We start from the raw sequence: 24,126 nt of genomic DNA on the forward strand, positions 1-24,126 counted from the left end.
TTAGCCAAAAACGTCCTGAAATGCGACAGGTTGGTGGTTTCGTAACGTTTGGGAGACGGCCGTTTGTTATGGTGGGCCTATAGCGTAAACCGTAAGCCGTGAGCCGTAAACGGAACACGGAATACGGAATATGGATTACACAAGGAGTGAAACGGATGACTAAGACGCATCTGGTCTGGCGGGAAAAAACGATAGGCGATACGGCCGTAGACGGTCTGTTAGCTGGTTTGGTGGGCGGGGGGGTGATGGCCCTCTTTTTGCTGACGGCCGGTTGGCTAACGGGCACGCCGCCACAGATCACGTTGGCTTATTTTGACCCGGCGCAGGCGGGCAGTTGGCTGACGGGCCTGCTGGCGCATCTGGCGGTGTCGGCGATTTATGGGGTGGTGTTTGGATTGCTGCTGGGGATGGTGGGGCGGATACGGCCGTCGCTGGTGCGTTGGGGCTGGCTGATGGGGTTGGGGTATGGGCTGCTGCTGTGGCTGTTGGGGCTGGGGGTGGTGTTAACGGCCGTTGGCGCACCCTTAGCGCAAATTTCCCCCGGGCAATTTGCGCTGGCGCACCTGATTTATGGTTTGGTACTCGGTTTTTGGTTTGGTAAAAATCAATAGGAGGTCTCGATGAAACGGGTATTCAAGTGGATTGGTATTATTTTGGGTGGATTGGTGGGCTTTTTGTTGGTAACGGCCGTTATCCTGCACTTTGTCGGCCTCTCACGGCTGAACAACGCGCCAGAGGTAGCGACGAAACCGGTGGCGGCGCCCACCGATGCGGCAGCGCTGGCGCGGGGCGAGCATCTGGTGAACGTGGTCAGCTCGTGCGGCATGTGTCATGGCGAAAATCTAGGCGGGCAGGTCTTCTTTGACGGCGAAGTGGGCAGCTACGTTTTTGCCGCCAACCTGACGGCGGGCGCGGGCGGCGTAGGAACCACGTTTAGCGACGCCGATTGGGAACGGGCCATCCGGCATGGCGTGGGCGGCGACGGCCGTGTCCTGGTGATCATGCCGTCCAACTTTTACCAGCATCTCAGCGACGCCGACCTGGGGGCGATGATCGCCTACCTGAAAGCCGCGCCGCCGGTGGACAACGATCTGGGCGAACGGCGCATCGGCTTCCCCGGCTCGGTGTTGGGCGGCACGATTGGCTTTAACGACTTCACCCGGATCAACGGCATTGACCACGCCAACGTGGGCGCCAACAGCCCCACAGAGGGGGCAACAGCCGAATATGGCGCGTATATGGTGAGCATTGCCATGTGTGGTGAATGCCATGCGGCAAATTTGGCGGGCATTGTAGGTGAAGACGACCCGCCGCCCGGCCCTAACCTGACCCCCAGCGGCGATCTGGTAAGCTGGACGGAGGCGGATTTCATGGCGGCTATGCGCACGGGGCAAACCCCGGACGGCCGTTCCCTCGACGCCGAACAAATGCCCTGGACGATCTTCAGCCAGATGAGCGACACCGAATTGCAGGCGATTTGGACCTATTTGCAATCGCTGCCCGCTTTGCCCGATAATTCGTGATCGTTGTTATAGGTGACAGTCACTTTTGAAGTGACTGTCACCTGGAGGTACGCATGAAAATTTTGGAAACCAACCGACTGCTATTGCGCCATTTGGAACCCGGCGATCTGGACGACCTGTACGCTCTGTACCGCGATCCGGAAATACGGCGCTACTTCCCGGATGGCACGTTGACCTATGAGGAAACCAAAGAAGAGCTGGAATGGTTTCTCAACGGCCACCCCGAACACCCGGAACTGGGCTTGTGGGCGACAATTCATAAAGAGACCGGGCAGTTTGTTGGCCGGTGCGGGCTGCTCCCATGGACCATTGATGGGCAGGACGAAGTCGAAGTGGCTTATCTCATTGCCAAAACACATTGGCGGCAGGGATTGGGCGCAGAAGCGGCGCTGGCGATCCGGGATTACGGCTTTGGGCAATTGGGGCTGACGCGCCTGATTTGCATGATTTACCCGGACAACACCGCCTCTATCGGCGTGGCTCAGAAAATTGGGATGTCTTTGGAACGGGAAGCCGAAGATGAGATGGGGTCGTTTTTGATTTACGCCCTGAATCTGTAACGGCCGTTGAACCGCCAAAGCAGAACCCAATTCACGCTCGTGGACGGCGATCATCTGAAAGGAAAGGGAAATGAAACGGACAACGTTGGCAGCCTGGGCACTTTTTGGCCTGATCATCCTCATCTCGGTTTGGGCGGCGCTGCTCGATACGGCCGTTGCGCGGCAGGGCGGCCCACCCCAGCCCTGGATCCCCTACCTGGTGGGGCCGGTGTTTGCGCTGGTAGGGGCGCTGATCCTGGCGCGTCAGCCTGGCAACCGCGTGGGCTGGCTGCTGCTGCTGCCGGGCATATCGGCGTTTGTGTTGGTGGACGCCTATTTCCGGTCGTTTAACACTGGCCTCGCGACGCTGCCGCCCCAGCTGACCCCTGTACTGTGGCTGGCGCTGTGGTACGGTGACTGGAATTGGGCGCTGCTCATCTTCCCCTTGCCGTGGTTGATGCTGCTGTTCCCCACCGGACGGCCGATTAGCCGCCGCTGGGGCGGCCTGGTGTGGGTAGGCGTTGTCCTGCTGCTGTTTTTGCTGCTGCTGGCGACGTTTGTGACGCCCATGCAGCCCGCCGGCGGCGGCAGCGCCGACTGGAGCTACCCCAATCCGATTGGCTTGATTCAAAACAACGGACTCAATGAGAGCGCTGTATTTTCTTTTTTCTTCGCGATGATGCCGCTGTGGGTGGTGCTGTGCATGGCGTCGCTGGTGGTGCGTTACCGGCGCGCCGGGCGGGTGGAACGCCAACAGATGAAGTGGCTGCTTGTGGCAACGGCCGTTTTCGCAGCGGCCTATATCCCGGTCTTTCTGTTCACAGATTTCGCTTTTGGGCCAGACACCGCCATCTGGAGCAACCTCTGGATGATCGTGATGCCCCTCATTCCGGTATCCATTGGCATTGCCATTTTGCGCTACCGGCTGTTTGACATTGACCTGATCATCCGCAAGACAGTGCAGTATGGGGTGGTAACGGCCTTGCTGGCGCTGGTTTATTTTGGCATGGTGGTGCTTCTGCAAAACGTGTTCAATTCGGTCAGCGGCCAACAATCTCCTTTTGCTATTGTCATTACCACCTTGCTCATCGCCGCCCTCTTCAACCCCCTGCGCCGCCGTGTGCAAACGGCCGTTGACCGCCGCTTCTACCGCCAAAAGTACGATGCCCAGCAGGTGCTGGCCCAATTTGCCCAGGTGGCGCGGGATGAGACGGATATGGAGGCGCTAACGGCCGAATTGGTGCGCGTGGTGCAGGAAACCATGCAGCCTGAGCAGGTTTCGGTCTGGTTAAAGTCGGCAAAGGGTGAACGGCCGTTCCCGTAACGTTTAGCAGACGATTTGACGATACGATGATCTCATGACAGAGCAAAAAATAACTCGGCGGTTGAATGGGAGTGGGTGGTTGGTGCTGCTGGCGGCGGTGTTGGTGCTGCTGCTAAGTATGGCACAGGTTGCCTATCGCTTGACACTGCCCACGGATGGCTGGGGCGTACTCACGGGAGAGATTGAAGGCGCAAATTGGATTTTTTATGAGAATTTGGTGGGAGCAGAGTCGGATTTGCAGGTGTGGGATGAGGCGCTGGCGGTAGACGGCCGTTCCGTCTCGGGCAGCGCGTCAAATGCCTATGTCCCGGCCCCGGAAAACTGGCAGATTGGCCAGACGGTGACGATGCTGATGTTGCGGGATGGGGCGGAGATGGAGGTGTCTGTGCCGGTGGTGGCGTGGACGGGAACGGCCGTTTGGCAACACAATACAGCCACACCAGGGGAAGCCATGTATCGGCTTGGTGCAGTTTTACTTCTCATCATCTGCTGGTTCACCTTCCTGAGCCGCCCTGATATTCCCAGTGCCCGCGCCCTGCTCATGTTCGGCGTTGCCTCGGGTGCAGTCAACATCAGCGGGATTGTGCCGGATGGTCTCTCCGTACAGTTCGATCAGTCTGCTTTCTATTTGACGCTGCTTTTTAGCTATGTCATTTTTGGTGCGCTGTTAGCCCCCTCACTGTTGACCTTTACGCTGCTATTCCCCCGTCCCAAACAGGTCATTCAACGTCATCCCTGGCTGGCGTTTTTGCCCTTTGTCTATGGGTTGCTGCTCTTGATATTCCCCCTGTCAGGTGGTCGTGGCGAAGTGGGCTGGGTGAGTACGATGGGTATGCTTATCCTGGCGATTGTGAGCCTGGCTCATGCGGGTGTGACGCAGCGGGATGCGGCGAGCCGGGCGCAGCTGCGTTGGGCGATTACTAGTTTTGTGGCGGGAATATTGCTGTTTGGGCTGAATTTTCCGCTCGCTTTTAACTGGGTAACAGATCTGTTTTGGATCAATATCTTCACAATTCTCTCCAGCCTCAGCCCTGTGGTGATTGGCGCGGGGCTGGCGGTGGCGGTGCTGCGCTACCGGCTGTTTGACATTGACCTGATCATTCGCAAAACGGTGCAGTATGGGGTGCTGTCGGCTTTGCTGGCGCTGGTTTATTTTTGCAGCGTGGTGCTGCTGCAAACGGTTGTTGGCCGGGCCACGGATGCCCAATCGCCCCTCGCCATCGTCCTCTCTACCCTGCTCATCGCCGCCCTCTTCAACCCCCTGCGCCGTCACGTACAAACGGCCGTTGATCGTCGCTTCTACCGCCAAAAATACAATGCCCAACAGGTGTTGGCCCAATTTGCCCAGGTGGCGCGGGATGAGACGGATATTGAGGCGCTAACGGCCGAATTGGTGCGCGTGGTGCAGGAAACCATGCAGCCTGAGCAGGTTTCGGTCTGGTTAAAGTTGGCAAAGGGTGAACGGCCGTTCCCGTAACGTTGAGCAGACGATTTGACGATACAATGATCTCATGACAGAGCAAAAAACAGTTCAGCGGTTGGATAGGAATGGGTGGCTGGTATTGCTGGCGGCGGTGTTGGTGCTGCTGCTAAGTATGGCACAGGTTGCCTATCGTTTGACACTGCCCACGGATGGCTGGGGTGTACTCACGGAAGAGATTGAAGGCGCAAACTGGATTTTTTATGAGAATTTGGTGGGTGCAGAGTCGGATTTACAGCGGTGGGATGAGGTGCTGGCGGTAGACGGCCGTTCCGTCTCGGGCAGCGCGTCAAATGCCTATGTCCCGGCTCCCGATAACTGGCAGATTGGCCAGACGGTGACGATGCTGATGTTACGGGATGGGGTGGAGCTGGAGGTGGCTGTGCCGGTGGTAGCGTGGACGGGAACGGCCGTTTGGCGCTACCACACCGCCACACCGGGGAAAGCTGGGACTCTGTTGGGCGCCGTTTTGCTGCTCATTATCTGCTGGTTCACCTTTCTGCGCCGCCCTGACATTCCCAGTGCCCGCGCCCTGCTCATGTTTGGCGTCGCCTCAGGTGCAACCACCATCAGCAGCAGTGTGCCGGATGGTCTCTCCGTACAGTTCGATCAGGCTGCCTTTTATTTAACGGGTTTTTTCAGCTATGTCATTTTTGGGGTGCTGTTAGCCCCCTCCCTGCTGGCTTTTGCGCTGCTGTTTCCCCGTCCCAAGCGGATCATTCAACGTCATCCCTGGCTGGCGTTTTTGCCCTTTGCCTATGGTTTACTGCTCTTGGTTTTCCTCCTGCTGGGAGGCCGCGCTGAAGTGGGCTGGGTGAGTACGTTGGGCATGATGATCCTGACGATTGCGAGCCTGGCTCATGCGGGTGTGACACAGCAGGATGCGGTGAGCCGGGCGCAGCTGCGTTGGGCAATTACCGGTTTTGTGGCGGGGCTGTTGCTGTTTGGGCTGAATTTTCCGCCCGCCTTTGGTTGGGTAACAAATCTGTTTTGGATCAATATCTTTTCCATTCTCTCCAGCCTCAGTTCTGTGGTGATTGGCGCGGGGCTGGCGGTGGCGGTGCTGCGCTACCGGCTGTATGACATTGACCTGATCATTCGCAGGACATTGCAATATGCAGTGCTGTCGACTTTGCTGGCGCTGGTCTATTTTGGCATGGTTATCCTGCTGCAAAGCGTGTTCAACTCGGTCAGCGGCCAACAATCTCCTTTTGCCATTGTCATTTCTACGCTGGTCATTGCCGCCTTGTTTGCCCCGCTGCGCCGTCGCGTCCAGAATGTGATTGACCGCCGTTTCTACCGCAAAAAGTATGACGCCCAGCAGGTGCTGGCCCAATTCGCGCAGACGTGCCGCGACGAGACGGATATGGACGCACTAACGGCCGAACTCCAGCATGTCATCCTGGAAACTCTCCAACCGGAGCAGATCACAATCTGGTACAGGCAGGCCCGCCGATGAGCAACAGAACCGCTGCCCGCTTTGCCTGGATCGTATGTGTGTTGGTCATTACTACGGCCGTTGCCATCGCTATTTCAGGCATTGCGGCCGAACCCACCATTTTTGGCGTGGGCGAAGCCCTGTTAGGATTGGCCTGGAGTGCTGCCTTCGCCATCACCGGCGCATTGATCGTTTCGAACCGGCCGCGCAACACAGTTGGCTGGCTGCTGCTATTAGAAGCAACGATCACCTTCGTTGCTCCGATAGGTGACTATTTTGACAGCCTGATTCAAGCGCCAACCGACCCCTCGTGGCTGACCCTGATTGGCCTTTGGATCTACGGCTGGGCGTGGCTGTGGTATATCTTCCCGGTGCTGTTTATCCCCTTGTTCTTCCCCACGGGCAGACTGCTTTCCGCCCGCTGGCGCTGGGTGGTGGGACTTGGCCTGGGTCTCTGCGCACTTTTTCTGTTTTTCGCATCTTTTTCTCAGGAGTTTGTCCCCGTAAACAACAACTGGCCGACTCCAGCGCCCAATCCAATCGGCTTTCTGCCGCTCGATTCGTTTCCCTATCAATTCTGGTTTCCCGGCTTGCTCGTTTTCATCGTGCTGAGCGTCGTCTCGCTCGTCGTGCGCTATCGCCGTGCCGGAGCGGTTGAGCGAGAGCAAATGAGGTGGCTGCTATTCGCGGCTGCCCTGTTTGCCGGTGTTTACCTCATCGGCCTGTTCACCAACTCGCTGGGTGGGCCAATTAACGAGTTTGTGGTGGCGCTGCGCAACCAGTCGATGACGCTGCTGCCCATTGCGATTGCCGTCGCCATTCTGCGCTACCGGCTGTATGACATTGACCTGATCATCCGCAAGACGGTGCAATATGGTGTGCTGTCGGCTTTGCTGGCGCTGGTTTATTTTGGCAGCGTGGTGCTGCTGCAAACGGTGGTTGGCCGGGCCACGGACGCCCAATCGCCGCTGGTGATTGTGGTGTCTACGCTGCTGATTGCGGCTTTGTTTGCGCCATTGAGAAAGCGGGTGCAAACGGCCGTTGACCGTCGTTTCTACCGCCAAAAGTACGATGCCCAACAGGTGCTGGCCCAGTTTGCCCAGGTGGCGCGGGATGAAACGGAGATGGAGGCGCTGACGGCCGAATTAATCCGCGTCGTACAGGAAACGATGCAGCCGGAGAGTGTTTTTGTGTGGATGAAACCGGTGGAGAAATAAAGTCGAGTTAAGACAAATGGTCGGCAGGATTATCGGCTGTCAATCCTTCTTGTTGTGCAGCCAGGAGCAAATCACGATCAGCGGCAACAAAAGTCAAGGGAGACAGCCTGCCTGGAGAAGGCTTTGATTAGCAGCCAGAGCCGCAGCCACTTCAACCAATGTGATTTCGGCGATTATTACCGTGTTGCCTGTGTTGAGGCTGGTGATATCATGAATCCAACCTCTGCCTGCTTCAGTCAGATACCGCTTAGCCAACGCGCTGGAATCAAGAAAATAATTGCTCATTCCTTTGGTCCACGCATTTCCAAAATCAGTTCACTGAGTGGCTCTCCCTCAGATTGATCCAGTGCCGCACGAACTTCTTCCAGAGTCATTGTCGCCTGTTGGGCGCGTTTTTTCATCTCCGGTCCAAGTTCTGTCAGCAGCCCGGCCGCCTGTAATGCTTCCCGCACACGCTCACGTTCACTCTTTTCTCCGGGCGGCGCGGATTCCAGGCGCTGCGCCAGGAGTTCCTGGGCTGTTTTTTCCAGGGGTTTGCCTATCCGCTCCGCTTCTTGCCGCAAACGGGAGTACAGATCAGGCGTAAGCTCTAACATTAAGGTGTTCATTTTCAGATACCTCCGGCCTTATTGTATCATAGAGGCCAATTTTCAAACTCGTCTTACAATTCGCATTCCGAAAAATCGGCATCATCCTTCCCATTTCGTAACGTTTAGCAGACGATACCCTGCTATGATAAGGCCATCATGACAACTTTAAGAGGATTTTGGCGCAATAAAACAAAAGTGGAACCAGGAACGGCCGTTTCGCCCACACTGAACACAGCGGAAACGGCCGTTACCGCACCCCCTGCCCTCACACCCATAGACCTGGACATCGCCCCCAACGACCCGCTCCTGGCCTACATCCAGCACAACCCCGTCGTTTTCGACGTGGCGCAGCTCAAGCTCGACTCCCTGGCCGTGACGGCCATGCGCGAGGCTGGCGTCCGGCTGGTGGTGCCGCTGGTCAGCCAGGGTGAACTGATTGGCCTGATCAACCTGGGCCAGCGCATGAGCGACCAGGAATACTCCAGCGACGATCACAGGTTGATGAGCGACCTGGCGACCCAGGCCGCTCCGGCGCTGCGCATTGCCCAACTGGTGCAGCAGCAAAAACTGGAAGCCATCGAACGGGAGCGCATCGCCCAGGAACTGCGCGTCGCCCGCCTCATCCAACAAACTTTGCTGCCGCAGGAACTGCCGGCGCTGGCCGGTTGGGGTGTTTCCGCCTACTATCAGCCCGCCCGCGCTGTCGGCGGCGACTTTTACGACTTCCTCTATTTTCCCGATGGCAAAGTGGGCTTTATCGTGGCGGATGTGACCGACAAAGGCGTACCGGCGGCGCTGGTGATGGCCACCACCCGCACCCTGCTGCGCGCTGCCGCCGAACGGCTGGAAGCGCCCGGCGCTGTCCTGGCCCGCACCAACGATGTGCTGGTGCAGGAAATCCCACCCAAAATGTTTGTCACCTGCTTTTACGCCCTGCTGGACCCAGCCACCGGCCATTTGCGTTACGCCAACGCCGGTCACGATGTGCCCTATCACTATACCGCCCAGGGCGTCGTCGAACTGCGGGCCACCGGGATGCCCCTGGGACTGATGCCGGGCATGGGCTACGATGAAAAAGAGACGACGCTGGCCCCCGGCGACTATGTGCTGCTCTACAGCGACGGCCTGGTGGAAGCCCACAATCCGGCCCGCGGCATGTTTGGTTTCCCACACCTGCAAGCCTTGCTCGCCACCCACGCCGACGGCGCCACGCTCCACGAGTTTCTGCTGGCGGAACTGGCCGCCTTCACCGGCCCCGGTTGGGAGCAGGAGGATGATGTAACGTTAGTGACGATACAAAGGGAGGAGCCAATCAATAGTCAACAGTTAACAATTAACAGTCAACCCGTTGAATTTGAGATTCCGTCCGCGCCGGGCAATGAGCGGACAGCGATGGAATGGGTGGCGGAGGTGGTGGGTGATTTGCTGCCGGCGGCGCGGTTGGAGAAATTGAAAACGGCCGTTGCCGAAGCCACCATGAATGCCATGGAACACGGCAACCAATACGACCCGGACAAACCGGCGCGGTTAAAGGTGTTTGTAGAAGAAGCGCCCACTTCGACAGGCTCAGTGCGCGTCACCATCACCGACCAGGGCGGCGGCCAGCCGTCGCCAGCCGCCGTCGCACCTGACCTGGCAGCCAAACTGGCCGGCGCACAGTCGCCGCGCGGCTGGGGGTTGTTCCTCATCCAGGCGATGGTAGACGAAATGCATGTGCATCAAGACGACCAACACTACACGATTGAACTGGTCATGCATCTGGCAAACCAGAAGGGAGCATAAAGATGGCAGAGAAGAAAGCCGCTTTTACGGCGGAAACGAAATTGGAAGAAGAAACGGCCGTTATCCTCATGCACGGCGAAATCAACCAGGATGCCGACGCCGCGCTGACGGCCGTTTATGCAGCCGCCGCCCAGGTGCAGCCGACCGCCATCACCCTGGATTTTGGCGGGGTGGATTACATCAACAGCACCGGCATTGCCCTGATTGTCGGGCTGCTGGCCAAGTCACGGGCGGCGCATATTCCGCTAACGGCCGTTGGCCTCAGCGACCATTACCGCGAAATCTTCACCATCACCCGCCTGTCCGATTTTATCGAGATTCAGTGATAGCAAGAGCGAGAGCTAGAGGCTTGCTCCTTCTCTAGCTCTAGCTCTCGCTCTAGCTCTTGCTACTATTCTAGGAGGTCATCCATGTCCAATAACCTGATTACCCATGTTCGTAAGGTGTCCGACAGCACGGCCGTGATTGATATTTCCGGCGAGTTGAATGGCTACGGGGAAGAAGCGCTGATGGAGGCCTATGCCGCCGCCAGTAACGGCCGTTCCCAGACCATCATCCTCAACTTTTCCAACCTGGAATACATGAACAGTTCCGGCATCGGCCTGCTCGTCACCCTGCTCATCCGGGTGCAGCGGCAAAAACAGCGCCTGCTGGCCTATGGCCTGAGCGCCCATTACCAGCAGATTTTTGAGCTGACCCGGCTGAATGAAGCCATCGCCATTTTTGACAGTGAACAGGCGGCATTAACGGCTGTTACCACCCCTGCCTGATTCCCAAATTTAGGTAACCGCATACAAGCTGTAAAGAGAACCGTCTGGCGGTTGTCTGGCTTCAACCTGCCAGCCGTCAGCCCCTAACCCGGAGGAATACCGATGAGCGAAAATAAACAATCCCGTGAAGCAAACTGGGCGCAGCCGGTGGATACCATGGACGTCCACGACATCCCAACTAACGCCATGAACCTCAACGTTCAGGGCCGCCGCCCGATGAGTCCGCTGCAAGGCTTCGGCCAGATGTGGCAGAAAACGTACCATATCCGGCTGGAAGGTGTAGATGTGGCGCCAACGGCCGTTATCCACGACTGGAAAGCCCATTTCCCCGACTTCTGGCCCAAAGGCAACAACTTTTATGGCCCGCTGCAAGGCGTCAAACCGGGCGAAGTGGCCGTACTCAACCTGAACGCCCCCGGTGGCATGAAGCTCTCCACCGGCGTGCGCGTCATCTACGCCGACGACGAATCCTTCTCCTTCATGACACCGCAAGGCCACATGTTCGCCGGCATGATCACTTTCAGCGCCTTCACTGTCGACGGCGTGACGGTCATCCAGATTCAAGCGCTCATCCGCGCCAGCGACCCCATGTACGAAACCACCTTCCGCCTCGGCTTCGGTCACAAAGCCGAAGACAAGTTCTGGTTCGACACGCTGGGCAATCTGGCCGCTCACTTTGGCTCGCCCAACCGCCAGCCGACGTTAACGGCCGTTTGCATAGACAAAAAGGTGCAGTGGGCAGAAGCAGGCAATATCTGGCATAATGCCGCTATTCGTTCAGCCGTCTACCTGCCCATCCACCTGACTAAACGGCTTTTCAAAAAGGATGAGGGATGAGGGATGAGGGATGAGCAAGCCGCGTTCTTGAATTCATAATTCATCCTTCATAATTCATAATTTCTATGGCTGATTACGACGCAATTATTGTAGGGTCTGGCCCTAATGGGCTGGCGGCGGCCATTACCCTGGCGCGGCAGGGCTGGCGCGTGCTGCTGCTGGAGGCCAAACCGACCATTGGCGGCGGGATGCGCACCGCCGAACTCACCTTGCCCGGCTTCCACCACGACATCTGCTCCGCCATTCACCCGTTGGGCATGGGGTCGCCTTTCTTCAAGAGCCTGCCCCTGGCGGATTACGGCTTACGCTGGATTCAGCCCGATTTGCCGCTGGCGCACCCGTTTGATGACGGCACGGCCGTTGCCGTCCACCAATCGTTAGCGGAAACGGCCGTTCAGTTAGGCGTAGATGGCGCTGTTTACGGCCGTTTGCTGGCGCCCCTGGTCGCCGATTGGGACAAAATCGCCCGCGAATTTTTGGGGCCGCTGCGCCCGCCGCGCCACCCGCTGGCGATGGCCGGGTTTGGCCTGCGTGCCCTGTGGCCCGCCGACAGCCTGGCCCGCGCTCTGTTCCGCACGGAACCGGCCCGCGCCCTCTTTGCCGGCTTTGCCGCCCACGCCATCATGCCCCTGGAATGGCCGCTGACGGCCGCTTTCGGCCTGATGTTGGGCACGCTCGCGCACCGTGTGGGCTGGCCGCTGCCTCGCGGTGGCTCCCAGGCCATCGCCAACGCCCTGGCCGCCTTCTTCACCGATTTAGGCGGCGAAATAGTCACCGACCACGAGGTAAAGTCACTGGCAGCACTACCCCCAGCGCGGGCTGTGCTGCTCGACGTAACGCCGCGCCAACTGCTGCAAATTGCCGGTGACGCACTGCCGCCCGGCTATCGCCGCCAGTTACAGCGGTATCAATACGGCCCCGGCGTTTTTAAAGTGGATTGGGCCTTGAACGAGCCGATTCCCTGGACAGCCGCCGCCTGCCGCCGGGCGGGTACAGTACATCTGGGTCCCACAGCGGCGGAGATTGCTCACAGTGAACGGTTGGTCTGGCGTGGAAAGGTGGCGGAACGGCCGTATACCCTCGTCACCCAACAAAGCCTGTTTGATGACAGCCGCGCTCCCGCCAGCCAACACACCGGCTGGGCTTACTGCCACGTGCCCCACGGGTCTACCCTGGATATGACCGCCACCATTGAAAGCCAGATCGAACGCTTCGCCCCCGGCTTCCGCGACACCATTCTGGCCCGCCACACCATGACCACCCAGGATTTCCAGACGTACAACGCCAATTACATCGGCGGCGACATCAACGGCGGCGTGCAAAACTGGCGTCAGTTGTTCACCCGCCCTGTGCCCCGGCTGAACCCCTATTCCACGCCACTGCCCAACGTGTTCCTCTGCTCCTCAGCCACGCCACCCGGCGGCGGCGTCCATGGCATGTGCGGCTTCCACGCCGCCCAGTCCGCGCTTAGATGACAGATCACGCCCAAAACATTTCCCCCGGCTGCTCAAAGATGTTGGCCTGTTTTAGCAGCGCCACACCCTTTGCCAGCCCTACGATGCGCGGGTAGAAATCGTCGGCAAGCAAGGAATCATGCAAACTGGCTCGATGCAGGGCATGGACGTGGTGGTGTGCATCAACCGCGACCAGGGCCTCATCACGCCTATCTACCGGCGCTGGCCGGAGCGCTTCGCCTGGGCCTACATCCACGAGATGCAGCACTTTGTGGCGCGCGTGGGAGGCGAAGACGGCCGTTGGGCAGTCGCCACCGTCCTGGCTGGAACCAAATCCATGCTCGAAGGCCGCCCCGTTTTGCTGGAAGAAGTGCTAGACGGTGAAGGTGCTGAACGCCAACATTTGCGGCACCGATTTGCGCATCTACAAGGGTGGGCATCGCCATTACTCGCCGCGCGCGGTGCGCATTCCCGGCCATGGGCGAAATTGTCGCTCTGGGCGAGCAGGTGGAAAGTTATGCCGTGTGGTAGACCCGATCCACGAAAATTTACGGGAGGTGGTGTTGGCGGAGAGCAACGGCCGACGACCCGTTCATCCGGCTCAATGCCAACACCGTGCATGACACAGATCTACTACCCACCCAACGCCCCCTTCTGGCAGATGCGCGCCGAGACGGCTGCTGATTTGTTTGTTGAAGAGCTGTTATATTCGCTACGCGAAATAAAAGACAGTCCAGAGCTGGTACGCGCCGGGTTCATCAAAATCAATGGTCAACGCCGCCGAATGATGCGAAGTACCCACCTTTTACTTCGTCGGCGTGACGACCGGCAAATCATCCATCAACAAAGTCTTTCCCTTTTGGATTTGTTCGCCGCCGCTAAGGACATGTTTGATTGTTTCGATCCCTATGCCCAGGTGACGCGGGAGTTATCAAGTATCTCGAAGCGAGACGGCCGTCTCGAAGGCCACGCCAAAGACCCCCGCACCGCCGGACTCAGCCTGGACCGATTGGACAAATCTCCTGAGATTTGTCCAATCTTCCGTGTGTTATTTAACTTTCATTCCTTAGCGCGTGACCAGCGGCAGATACAGTTCTAGCGTTGGTATAGGGGCCGTATTGAACAGGCGAGCAATATAAGGCTGCGGCTGTCCGCCGATTTCGCTGAACGTTCCCCCGACCAGGATATTGTCGTCCGGCAGGGGTAAGATGGCGTAGACAAAACCGTTCGTCCCCGGATTGAAGCTGCCGTCCAGGCTGCCATCGCTGTTCAGCCGCCCAATCGTCTCATAAGGCTTATCCGCAATGCGGGTGAAGAAGCCGCCAAGCAAAATCTTGCCATCCGGCAGCGCCGCCAGGGAGGTAATTTGCCCATTGGTCCAATGAGTCGGGTTGTCCGCGCAGGAGAAAAAGTCGTTATCGGGCGCGCCGTTGGCGTGCAGTCGCAGGACGAGATTCCCAGAAGAGCCAGGACAGGAAAACCACCCGCCCAGCAAAATTTTACCGTCCGGTTGGTAGGCAATCGCCTCCACCCGGTTGTTGAGCGCCGGGCTGACGGAACTGTCCAGACTGCCATCCGGGTTCAGTCGGCCGAAATAAGGCTGCGTCTCTCCGGCCAGGGTGATGAAAGCGCCGCCGACCAGGATTTTGCCATCAGGCTGCTCCAGAAACGCGAGGACAATGCTGCTGGCCCCTGGGTTAAAGTCCGCGTCTACAGTGCCATCACTGTTCAGACGGCCGATATTAAAGCGAGGCTGTCCACCCAGGGAGGTGAATGTGCCGCCGACCAGGATTTTGCCGTCGGCCTGGACAGCAAGCGCCCTGACCGTGCCGCCAAAGCTGCCCTGAAGCGTCCCAGGGTTAAAATCGGTATCCAGGCTGCCATCGGCATTCAACCGCCCGATGCCCGCCCGCGCCGCGCCATCCAGCAAAGTGAAGTTGCCGCCGACTATGACTTTGCCGTCCGTCTGCGCGGCTACGGCGTAGACTGTGCCATTGCTTTCGCCAGTTGTAAAACCGCCGTCCAGGCTGCCATCAGAATGGAGGCGGGCGACGCGACCGCGCGGCTGTCCATCAATTTCCGTAAACGTGCCGCCCAGGACAATTTTGCCGTCCGCTTGCAGGTCCACCGTGTTGATCTGGTTATTGACGGTTGGGTTAAAGGCGGGATCGGGGACAGGCGTGGGCGTCGTCGGGTTGGTCCGGCCGAGACGACTGCGGTTTACGCCGCCCATCTGGCTAAATAATCCTCCGGCCAATACACGGCCGTCCGCCTGGGCGGCCACGGCGAGAACAGTCAAATCGGCTCCGGGGTTGAAGGAGGCGTCAGGGATACCGTCGGGACCTAGCCGGGCGATAGCCCGCCGCTCGCGCCCATTGACTGTGCCGAACGAGCCACCGATGAGGATTTTGCCATCTGTTTGCAGCGCAACGGCGTAAACGACCGCGCCGGCCGTGCCGACAAAGCTGAAATCCATGCTGCCATCGCTGTTCATCCGCCGCACATGGCCGCCTAGGGAACCGCCGATAATCAATTTGCCATCCGGCTGAAGGGCCATCGCATAGACTCTGTCAGTTACCTGACCGGGATTGATTGTATACGAATCGTCCAGAGCGCCGTTGGCGTTCAGCCGCCCCAGGTAGCTGCGCGCCTCCCCGGCCAATAGGGTCATCTCGCCGCCAACCAGGATTTTGCCGTCGGGTTGAATCGCCAGATCGTTTACGCGGCCATTGGCCCCAGGGTTAAAGGCGGCGTCCAGGCTGCCGTTGGCATTCAACCGGGCGATATTCTGGCGCGGCTGACCAGCCACTTCTGTGAACCAACCGCCAATGACCACTTTGCCGTCGGACTGAATGGCGATGGCCTCAATGGTTCCGAAATTGGCATTAAAGCGCACGCCAGGGTCAAGGAAAGCGGTATCCAGGCTGCCGTCGGCGTTCAGCCGCCCCAAAGAGCTGCGCGGCTGGCCGGCCAGACTAGAGAACCCGCCGCCGGTCAGAATCTTGCCGTCGTTTTGCAGGGCGATGGCCCGAATAACCACGCTGGCGTTGCCGGGATTAAAGGGGCTGTCCAGGCTGCCATCCGCGTTCAGCCGACCGATACCCGGACGATAGGCTCCGCCCAGGTTGCCAAATCCGCCGCCGACCAAAATCTTGCCATCCGGCTGCACGACAATGGCGTAAACTGTGCCGCTCGCGCCGGGGTTGAAGCCGGGGTCTATGAAGGCGGCCTGCGCCGGGTTGGGCGTCAGCCCGGCCAACAGCGCCGCCAGCGCCAGACAAAAGAGGAGGCCGGCGCGGCGAACTTGGGCCGGAAAGCGTTCAGAAATCATTGTTTTTCTCCTTGTGGGTGGGCGGGGGTGAAAACGGCCGTTCTTGCAACAGCCCCAATAACTCGGCGGCGGTGATAAACGGCCGTTTCTCCCCCGTGCGCGGATCGCTGACAAACCCATGCGGCTGCCCGTCCGCGCCTTGCTTAATACGCACAATGAAAGCCTGGTAATCCATGCCGCAAGCGTATATTGTTATTGTTGACAACGAATGAACAACCCTGTTAACGCGAGGTAATCCATTAATGTCCAACACGATTCGCCGCCCCCGGCTGCTGGAGCAAATGGCCGCGCTGCTCGGCGAAGGGCATCTTTTCATCAACGCCCCGGCCGGCTACGGCAAAACGCTGCTGCTGCAAAGCCTGCAAACGGAACGGCCGTACACCTACTTCATCCCCCTCAGCCCGGCCGACAGCGATCCGGCCGCTCTCCGCGAACGGCTGGAACCACTGCGGCAAGCGGAAAATACCCTGCTGCTCGACGACGTCCACCACCTGCTGGAAGCCGATGCCACCATAACCTGGCTGAAACAGCAGATGCGTCAGGCGCAGCCGCGCTGGGTGTTGGCCGGGCGGCAGCCGTTGTTCCCGGCCACCGACCTGGCCCTGTACGGCAAAATCAACCAACTGGGTCTGGCCGAGATGGCGTTTGACGACCGGGAAACGCGGGCGTGGTTAGGCGACCGGCGGCCAGACCGGGCCACCTGGCAGCAGCAGCTAGAAGGCTGGCCGTTGGGTTTGGCTCTGTTAAAAAACCTGGGCGACGCCGCTGACCCGCAGCCCATCGCCGAAAAGCAGTTGTTTGAGTACCTGACGGAGCAGATGTTTGCCGCGCTGCCGCCGGATTTGCAGCGGTTTATGACGGTAACGGCCGTCCCCCTCACCTTCACCCCCACCCTGGCCGCCACCTTACTGCCAGACAGCGATCCCGACGCGGCCGTGCAATCCCTGCTGACCCGCAATCTTTTCCTTTACCACGATATACAAACTGGCAGCTACCGTTATCACGACCTGATTCGCGCCTTTTTGCGCCAGCAGCTAACCTCGACGGAGTTCACCACGTTTTTGTTGATGGTTATTAATTGGCTATGCGAAAACAAGCAGTTCAGCGCCGCCATCGAACACGCCTTGAATGGGGGCCTGCCAGAGAAAGCGGCGGCGCTGTTGGCTGCGCCCGAAGCGTTTGTGGAGATACGGGTCAACGGCCGTTTCCTCACCCACCACCGTTGGATCAGCGCCTTGCCGCCGGAAATTGTGGCCGAACGGCCGTTGCTGCTGCTGCGCAACGGGGCGGCCCTCTTCCACCTGCGCGCCCGCCGCCGCGAAGCGTGGGAGTTTCTACACCGCGGCGTGGCCCTGGCGGAAGCGGGCAGCCGCACCGCCGATTACCGGCTGGGGCTGCGCTACATGGCCTTTTTTCACGGCGACGAAGGTCACAACCAGCAGGCGCTAACGCTCTATCAACGGCTGATTGCGATGCCCGATCTAGACGCAGTTCAGAAAATCGCCGCCCTGCAAGATATGATTTCCCTGCACGCCTTCCTGGCGCAGTTCGACCAGGCGCAGCGCTGTTATCTGGAAGTTCAGACGCTAACCGCCGGGACACAGCCACACCGCGGGCTGATCGAGCAGGTCAACTTTGCATCGCTGGTCCTGGCGGCGCGGGGACAGCGGGCGTCGGCCCACGCCATGCTCACCACCGCCCTGCATGAAGTGGCCGCCCAAAACAACTTCCAAGATTTGCTGCTGATTCGGCGTAATCTGGGCCATTTGCTGCTGGACCAGGGGGATTGGGCCGGCCAGCGCGAGAACCTGACGGCGCTGGAGGCCATTGTCGCGCAGGCGGAACTGGTTGATGAGCGGATCCAGTGGAGTTTGCAGCATGATCGCGGCCTGTTGGCGGTGGGCGACGGCCGTTTTGCCGCAGCCGCCGCCCTGTTCACCGCCGGAAGGGAGTCGCCTGAAGTGCAGGAATCGCCGCTGCTGCGGACTTTGTTCGGGGCGGCGATGGTCTGGTTACACCGACGACAGGGGCAATATCAAAGCGCCATCCAACTGGCAGATAAACTCCTGGCGGTCAGAACGGAGTTTCCCTATTACGAAGGGCGGCTGGCGCTGGAACGAGACATCGCCGCCCTGCTGTCCGCTCTGGCTGATGGTGATCTGGAAGGCTTCCAACTAACGCCACAAACCCGCGCCCTCATCCCCATGCGCGCCCGCGCCGAGCTGGTGCGGCTGCGAATGATGTTGGCGATCATCTGTTGGCGACAGAGCAATCCCCGTTGGCGGCGATTGGCGCGGCGTGTATTGGTGGAGGGGGAACGGCCGTTATACGGCCAACTCCTCACCACCCGCGACCCGGAGCTGGCAGCCGCGTTCTGGAAAATCTTGCTGGTCGAAGGGCTGGAACCAGCCAGAACTGACGCCGCCCTGCGGCAGATTGGGCAGAGCAGCTCGCTGCTGCCCCTACTGCGATACCAAGATGGGTTTGTCCGCGGACGCGCGGCCACACTTCTGGCGCAAATCGGTCAGGAAGAGGCGATGCCGGCTTTGGCAACGGCCGTTGCCGCCGAAACAAACAAAGAGATCAAAAAGGGACTCCACACGGCGCTGACCAGGCTCGAATCCCTGCCGCCGCCGCCGCTGCACCTTTGTTTAATGGGCGATTTTCGCGCCCAACGGGGTGAGGACGCCTTGCGCGCAGAGGATTTTCACCGCCCCATCGTTGCCCGGCTGCTGCAATACTTCGCCCTCCATGCCGGGCAGCCCATCCCCCGCGACCAGATTTTGGAAGATTTGTGGCCAGACGGTGACCCGGAGAAAACGGCCGTGTCCTTCCGCACCATCAACAGCCATCTACGCAGCGCCCTGGACCCATTCATGCGGCCGCGCGGCCCCAATCGCTACATTGTCGTAGAGCGGGATGTCTATCGTTTCGACCCCTACAGCGTCGTCGGCAGCGATGTGGCGCAGTTTACACGGCAGGTGGATCAGGCGTTGGCCGCAGGCGATCTGGACGACGACGGACTGGACGCGCTCAGCGACGCCCTGGCGGGATACGCCCCCCTACTGCCCGACCTGCCCTATGCCGATTGGCTGCTGGAACCGCGCCAACAGTTGGAGGATTTGTACCTGGAGGGCTGCCTGTGCGCCGCCGAAGCATATTTGTCGCGCAGACAATGGGTGCAAAGCCAGACCTGGCTGCGGCGTGGCTTACAGGTGGCCCCCTGGCTGGAGAAAGCATGGCAGATGCTCATGCGCGCTTATGCCCGGCAAGGGCATCGTACTTTGGCGCTCAAAGCGTACCAAGAGGCTGTGGCGGCGCTGGAACGTGAACTGGGTGTCGGGCCATCAGAGCTAACCCTTTGGCTGGTGGGAAAAGTGCAGAATGATGAGCCGATTTAGTGACCAGTGTTCAGTGTTCAGTATTCAGTTTTTAGTGCGCGTTTCCAGAGGTCACGCCGACTGAAAACTGGTCACTGAAAACTGATTACGGATTACGAACCCCAGCAGGTCGTATCATGATTCGACGTTCAGCACTGGCTCTGCTTTTTCAATTAAGGCGGCCAGCTTGTCCATGCTGCTGGTGATCAGCGGCGACGGCGCTTCATCCAAGACCTGGATGGCGCGCCATACCTCTGCCTGCCGCTCTTTGAGGTCGGACACCTGGAGCGTCGCCCCGGAAACCGCGCGGAAGCTGACCAGGCGGCTCCACAAAATATGGCAGGCGGCCGACAGCGGCGGTGCAAAGAGGATGCCCAGCAGACCATAAGCGTCGGCCAGGGCCAGCAAGATGACAATGGTGAGGATGGGGTTGACCTGGGCGCGGAGGGGCAGGCGTGATTCCAGCAGCCATTTCAGGGCAGTGATGACGATGAGGGTGTAAACGGCCGTTAGCAAACTCAACTCCACACCGCTCAACAACCCCAATAACAGGGGCGGAACCAGCGCCAGGAATGGCCCCACGATAGGCATCAACAGCGCCACCGCACCAGACAAAGCCAACAGCGCCGGATATGGGGAGCCTAACAGCCAATAGCCCAAGGCCAGCAGCAGCCCGGCCAGGAACGCCTGCCCAGCCTGGCGGCGAATGTAAATCCCCAGGTCCGCCTCCATTGTCTGCCAGATGTCGCGTACCTGGCTGCGCTGCCCCGGTGGCAGCAGCGAAAGCCAGAGCCGTTCAAAGTGGTTCTGGTCCATTCCCCAATAGATACTCATGAAGAGAACGACGAGTGCGCCGCTCAGCAGGCTAAAAACACTCTGGGTAAACCCCAACACCGCCGGTAGTACAGACTCACCCTGTTCGCCAATCAGTGCGTCCAGGAGTTGGCTGGGCTGGGGCAGCCGCGTGTCTAACAAGTCTTGCAGCGATCTGCCCGGCAGCCAAACCGGCTGTCGCCAGCTATCTTGCACCGACACCTGCTGCGCCAACTCCTGAATGTCCCGAACTGCGGCCCCACCGCTGACCGCCAGCAAGAATAGGAAACCACCCAGGGTAATCAGGTAAAGCAAGATCAGACCCAGGCGGGCCACAAGCGGCTGGCCGGCCGGCCGCTTGAATAGGGGACGCGCGGCGGCAGCCAGAGCCAGTGACAGCAGGACGTAGACGACCACCAGGCGGAACTGCCACAATAAGAGCAGCGCTAATATTGTGGTCATAACTGCCGTTCCCACCCACGCCACTTGCTTGGTCATTCGGCCCCCACAGGGTGAACCTGGGCCAGCAGTCTATCTAATTCGACAGCCAGGGTCTCGATCTCATCCATCACCTGCTCCGTCTGCTTGATCTGCTCTTCGGAACCGCCCGGTGTTTGCCGCGCCTGCTGACGCAAATCTTGGGCCAACTCTTGCGCTTCCTGGCGCAGGCGGCTGGCATAGTCTCGGCCGGCCGTGACCTCCGGCTCCAACGCTCCCGGCCGGAAAACAAAGTGGTTGAGTAAAATTTGGATCATGGCTGCCAGCGGAATAGCCATCAACGCGCCGGCGATACCCAGCAAAGAGCTGAAAGCAAAAAGGGCCAACAGCGTGACAAACGGGTTGACGCCGACCGCCTGACGCATCACGCGCGGCACAAGAAAACTGTTTTCTACCTGCTGAATGACCAGCGTCGCCACAATGACCCAGATCAATTTATCTGGCCCCAGAGTCAGGGCGACCAACAGCGCCGGCACAGCGCCCAGCAGTGGCCCCACAAGCGGCACCGCCTCCATCAGCCCGGCCACGAAGGCCAGCACCAGTAGATAAGGCAAACCAATGAGCCAATAGGCGACGAGGGACAGGCTGCCTACGGCCAGCATCAGGATGCCTTGCCCGGCCACGAAGGCGCTCATCTTCGTTTCCATGGCGGTGATCAGCTCGCTAATGCTTTCGCGCCGCGCCTGCGGCAGCAGCAGCAGCAAGGAGCGGATGGTGCGCGGCCCATCGAGCGTCCAGTAAGCGGCCAATAGGAAGATGATAACGGCCGTAAAAATAGTCTGCGACACGACGCCGATATAACCAACCGCCTGACCGGCCGAATCCAACATCTCCTGGACTGTCTGTTGGACTGGATCAGCGAATGACCAGGTTGTAGGAACAAGGTCATTCAGGCTGCCGAACAGCAGGTTAGGGTTGTCCAGCGCCCACCCACGCAGGCTTTGGTAATAATCCGGCAAAACGGCCGTAATGGTAGCGCTTTGCGCGGCAATCAGCGGGAATAACAACAGCACAAAGCCAATGAGCAAGGCCAGCAGCAGCAAATAAACCAGAATTACGCCTGCTTTCTGGGGTATGCCCCACCGATGCAGCCAGACGACGACCGGTCTGAGTACGGTGCCGATCACCAAAGCCACAAACAGGATGAAAAGTACCTGGTTGAAGCGGTAAAGCAGCCAGAAACTCAGGCCAACGGCCGCCAGGACCAGCGTAGCCCAGACAACCCGCCTGAACGTCCACTCAGGTTGCGCCGCCATCGTCCGCCCACACCATCAGCGCCGGTGAGGTGGCATGATCAGCCAGAACGGCTTGTTCTTTGGCCGCCGGCCCATTACCCCTGTCTTGTTCCCCTAACCAACGTAAAAAATCTTCTTTGGTCTTGCGCACAGGCATACGCTGTCGCCTAAATTGGGTTACAGATTTCATGCAGCGTTCCTTTGCCTGTTAGTTACGGGTTGAAAATTTGCGGGGTTTCCTTTTTTTCTTTCTTTTCTTTTTTTGCTTGTTGTTTTTCCTTCGTTGTCTTGCCTGGTTTTTTCTTGTCGCGTTTTTTGCTGTCCTGACCCTTACTCATGATCTTTTCCTCTGTAAATGGGGCATCTTTGCCCGATGATTGTGGGGTGGCGTGGCCACCAGAGCAGCCCTTCGGGACTGAGATGCGGCCACAGCGTGGTAAGATGATTAAATTTTGTTCTAACCGAGTTCTTCTTTAGCTTCCCGCTCCATCTTTTCCAGGCGGGTATAGTAGTCGGCAAACTCGTTGAGATGGGCGAGGGCTATTTTGCCGGTCAACAGGGGATCGTTGCCCGTCACGTCCGTATCCGGATCGTGTAACCCATGTTCTAGCTCGACCTCTAAACCCATCTGGAACTGCGCCACATCGAAATGGTCCCAGGTGATGCCGAGCTTTTCCCCGATTTCGCAGGCTTGTTCGGCCGTAAAATGCTTTTTAGCTGACATGCTGCTCTCCTTAAACATATTTTTGCAAAAGACCAGGGTCCACATAGGTAGACCCTCCTTGCCCTTGAATGGTACTGCCCATCCGCTTGAAGCGCATCGGCTGGTCAGTGGATTTTTGTCTCCCCCAGTTGGGGGAGAGAGAAAATGGACGGTTTGCAGAAGGATGGGGAAACGGCCGTACCGCCCACCAGTTCTGGGGAATGGGATAGTGGAAGGGGGTAACGGCAAACGGCCGTTACTCAAGCAGCTTTTTGCCCGTTGTTGTTCAATGCGGTCTTGCCGCTATTAAGCCATAATGTACACCTCCGCTTGCCCTGAGAAACTGGATATCCTTGTGACTTTCCGTCCGTAACGGTATAGGTTACACTCAGAATCGTGATCCAGGATTTCAAGCATAAGGGTCTCGAAAAGTTCTTTTTGACCGGTTCCAAAGCAGGAATCCAGGCTGCTCATGCGGGCAAACTGCGGCTTATTTTGGGTAGGCTAAATGCTTCAACCAGTCCACGTGATATGAACTTGCCGGTTTGTACTTGCATGAACTGAAAGGTGACAGGCAAGGCACATGGTCAGTCAAAGTAAGTGGCAATTGGCGGGTCACATTTCGCTTTGATGGGCCAGATGCAGCTATTGTCAGTTATGAAGACTACCATTGAGGTAATTGAAATGATGCAAATGTATAATCCACCCCATCCCGGAGAAGTGATCAAAGAACTGTGTTTAGAGCCGTTGGGGCTAACGGTAACAAGAGCGGCAGAGGCGCTTGGCGTCAGTCGCAAGACATTATCGGCAATTCTGAATGGACGCGCCGGTATCAGCCCGGAGATGGCAATTCGGCTTTCTCTGGCTTTTGATACTTCGGCTGAAAGCTGGCTCAACCAGCAAATGCAGTATGATCTGTGGCTTGCCAGGCAGAATCAAACAGTGCTTAAAGTAGAAAGACTCTTAGCCGCCTAATCAGTGCTGCCAATGATGCTAGCGCGATGCCTCGGATGGCTCTCTAATCGGCGACCGACAAAGGCTTTGGAAACCTGCATCACCGCAGGTACAAAATGGCATTAGGCGGTTAAGTAGTTTGAAGGGATTGTAATTTTCAAATGGAATTCGAGGTACGTAACAGTAGAAAACGATCTAGCAGCCTGTCGGAGAACTCAGGATAGGTACACGGATTGAACGGATTCGATGGATTTTTAC

The 24,126-nt window shown here is 58.5% G+C and carries 23 protein-coding genes and 1 pseudogene; 16 read left to right on the forward strand and 8 right to left on the reverse strand.

Going from position 1 to position 24,126, the window contains the following annotated elements:
• The first annotated feature begins 155 nt into the window (after positions 1–155).
• The 7 genes from IPM39_11045 to IPM39_11075 all read left to right on the forward strand — a co-directional run bounded on the left by IPM39_11045 (position 156) and on the right by IPM39_11075 (position 7,521).
• Positions 156–611 (forward strand): hypothetical protein, encoded by a 456-nt coding sequence (locus IPM39_11045; GenBank protein ID MBK8986600.1) that lies wholly within the window; start codon positions 156–158, stop codon positions 609–611.
• A gap of 9 nt (positions 612–620) precedes the next feature.
• Complete coding sequence (locus tag IPM39_11050; protein ID MBK8986601.1) at positions 621–1,523, forward strand: c-type cytochrome; 903 nt, start codon at positions 621–623, stop codon at positions 1,521–1,523.
• A 53-nt stretch (positions 1,524–1,576) separates the two neighbouring features.
• Positions 1,577–2,083 carry a GNAT family N-acetyltransferase gene (locus IPM39_11055; GenBank protein MBK8986602.1) on the forward strand — a complete coding sequence of 169 codons (507 nt, stop codon included), beginning with the start codon at positions 1,577–1,579 and terminating at the stop codon, positions 2,081–2,083.
• A 70-nt stretch (positions 2,084–2,153) separates the two neighbouring features.
• Complete coding sequence (locus IPM39_11060) at positions 2,154–3,386, forward strand: hypothetical protein (GenBank protein MBK8986603.1); 1,233 nt, start codon at positions 2,154–2,156, stop codon at positions 3,384–3,386.
• Between the two features lie 34 nt (positions 3,387–3,420).
• Positions 3,421–4,863 carry a hypothetical protein gene (locus tag IPM39_11065; GenBank protein ID MBK8986604.1) on the forward strand — a complete coding sequence of 481 codons (1,443 nt, stop codon included), beginning with the start codon at positions 3,421–3,423 and terminating at the stop codon, positions 4,861–4,863.
• Positions 4,864–4,897: 34 nt separating this feature from the next.
• A complete protein-coding gene (locus tag IPM39_11070) occupies positions 4,898–6,325 on the forward strand; it encodes a hypothetical protein (GenBank protein MBK8986605.1) in 1,428 nt (475 codons plus the stop codon).
• Complete coding sequence (locus tag IPM39_11075; protein ID MBK8986606.1) at positions 6,322–7,521, forward strand: hypothetical protein; 1,200 nt, start codon at positions 6,322–6,324, stop codon at positions 7,519–7,521. The genes IPM39_11070 and IPM39_11075 overlap by 4 nt, the downstream gene beginning before the upstream one ends.
• 93 nt (positions 7,522–7,614) lie before the next feature.
• Here IPM39_11075 and IPM39_11080 read toward each other — a convergent pair whose 3' ends face one another.
• Positions 7,615–7,806: a hypothetical protein gene (locus tag IPM39_11080; GenBank protein MBK8986607.1), complete on the reverse strand. Its 192-nt coding sequence runs from the start codon at positions 7,804–7,806 to the stop codon at positions 7,615–7,617.
• Complete coding sequence (locus tag IPM39_11085) at positions 7,803–8,129, reverse strand: hypothetical protein (protein MBK8986608.1); 327 nt, start codon at positions 8,127–8,129, stop codon at positions 7,803–7,805. Before IPM39_11085 ends, IPM39_11080 begins: the two co-directional genes overlap by 4 nt.
• A gap of 138 nt (positions 8,130–8,267) precedes the next feature.
• On the opposite strand from IPM39_11085, the gene IPM39_11090 reads away from it, so the two are divergent.
• The 6 genes from IPM39_11090 to IPM39_11115 all read left to right on the forward strand — a co-directional run bounded on the left by IPM39_11090 (position 8,268) and on the right by IPM39_11115 (position 14,053).
• On the forward strand, positions 8,268–9,893 hold the full coding sequence (locus IPM39_11090) for a SpoIIE family protein phosphatase (protein ID MBK8986609.1): 1,626 nt from the start codon (positions 8,268–8,270) through the stop codon (positions 9,891–9,893).
• Between the two features lie 2 nt (positions 9,894–9,895).
• Positions 9,896–10,219, forward strand: coding sequence for an STAS domain-containing protein (locus tag IPM39_11095; protein MBK8986610.1), 324 nt, complete (start codon positions 9,896–9,898; stop codon positions 10,217–10,219).
• A gap of 84 nt (positions 10,220–10,303) precedes the next feature.
• Positions 10,304–10,663: an STAS domain-containing protein gene (locus IPM39_11100; protein ID MBK8986611.1), complete on the forward strand. Its 360-nt coding sequence runs from the start codon at positions 10,304–10,306 to the stop codon at positions 10,661–10,663.
• 102 nt (positions 10,664–10,765) lie between these two features.
• Complete coding sequence (locus IPM39_11105) at positions 10,766–11,500, forward strand: hypothetical protein (GenBank protein MBK8986612.1); 735 nt, start codon at positions 10,766–10,768, stop codon at positions 11,498–11,500.
• A 65-nt stretch (positions 11,501–11,565) separates the two neighbouring features.
• Positions 11,566–12,975 carry an NAD(P)/FAD-dependent oxidoreductase gene (locus IPM39_11110; GenBank protein MBK8986613.1) on the forward strand — a complete coding sequence of 470 codons (1,410 nt, stop codon included), beginning with the start codon at positions 11,566–11,568 and terminating at the stop codon, positions 12,973–12,975.
• Between the two features lie 118 nt (positions 12,976–13,093).
• Entirely contained in the window at positions 13,094–14,053 is a 960-nt protein-coding gene (locus tag IPM39_11115; protein MBK8986614.1) for a hypothetical protein, read from the forward strand.
• On the opposite strand, the gene IPM39_11120 is transcribed toward IPM39_11115, so the two are convergent.
• Positions 14,021–16,285, reverse strand: coding sequence for a hypothetical protein (locus tag IPM39_11120; protein MBK8986615.1), 2,265 nt, complete (start codon positions 16,283–16,285; stop codon positions 14,021–14,023). The two genes, IPM39_11115 and IPM39_11120, sit on opposite strands and share 33 nt — an antisense overlap.
• Positions 16,275–16,439 (reverse strand): hypothetical protein, encoded by a 165-nt coding sequence (locus IPM39_11125; GenBank protein MBK8986616.1) that lies wholly within the window; start codon positions 16,437–16,439, stop codon positions 16,275–16,277. Before IPM39_11125 ends, IPM39_11120 begins: the two co-directional genes overlap by 11 nt.
• Before the next feature lie 88 nt (positions 16,440–16,527).
• Here IPM39_11125 and IPM39_11130 point away from each other — a divergent pair, with 88 nt between their 5' ends.
• A complete protein-coding gene (locus IPM39_11130; protein MBK8986617.1) occupies positions 16,528–19,686 on the forward strand; it encodes a winged helix-turn-helix domain-containing protein in 3,159 nt (1,052 codons plus the stop codon).
• Between the two features lie 114 nt (positions 19,687–19,800).
• Here IPM39_11130 and IPM39_11135 read toward each other — a convergent pair whose 3' ends face one another.
• The 4 genes from IPM39_11135 to IPM39_11150 all read right to left on the reverse strand — a co-directional run bounded on the left by IPM39_11135 (position 19,801) and on the right by IPM39_11150 (position 22,935).
• Complete coding sequence (locus IPM39_11135; protein ID MBK8986618.1) at positions 19,801–20,940, reverse strand: AI-2E family transporter; 1,140 nt, start codon at positions 20,938–20,940, stop codon at positions 19,801–19,803.
• A gap of 32 nt (positions 20,941–20,972) precedes the next feature.
• Positions 20,973–22,232, reverse strand: a complete 1,260-nt coding sequence (locus tag IPM39_11140; GenBank protein ID MBK8986619.1) for an AI-2E family transporter — start codon at positions 22,230–22,232, stop codon at positions 20,973–20,975.
• Positions 22,216–22,401 (reverse strand): hypothetical protein, encoded by a 186-nt coding sequence (locus IPM39_11145; protein ID MBK8986620.1) that lies wholly within the window; start codon positions 22,399–22,401, stop codon positions 22,216–22,218. Before IPM39_11145 ends, IPM39_11140 begins: the two co-directional genes overlap by 17 nt.
• A gap of 267 nt (positions 22,402–22,668) precedes the next feature.
• On the reverse strand, positions 22,669–22,935 hold the full coding sequence (locus tag IPM39_11150; protein MBK8986621.1) for a hypothetical protein: 267 nt from the start codon (positions 22,933–22,935) through the stop codon (positions 22,669–22,671).
• Positions 22,936–23,310: 375 nt separating this feature from the next.
• Between IPM39_11150 and IPM39_11155 the strand changes: the two are divergent.
• Both IPM39_11155 and IPM39_11160 read left to right on the forward strand, forming a co-directional pair.
• A pseudogene (locus IPM39_11155) lies at positions 23,311–23,588 on the forward strand (type II toxin-antitoxin system RelE/ParE family toxin).
• A 13-nt stretch (positions 23,589–23,601) separates the two neighbouring features.
• Positions 23,602–23,889 (forward strand): HigA family addiction module antidote protein, encoded by a 288-nt coding sequence (locus tag IPM39_11160; GenBank protein ID MBK8986622.1) that lies wholly within the window; start codon positions 23,602–23,604, stop codon positions 23,887–23,889.
• The last annotated feature ends 237 nt before the right edge of the window (positions 23,890–24,126 follow it).

It is taken from the genome of Candidatus Leptovillus gracilis (assembly GCA_016716065.1).
Taxonomy (GTDB): Bacteria; Chloroflexota; Anaerolineae; order Promineifilales; family Promineifilaceae; genus Leptovillus; species Leptovillus gracilis.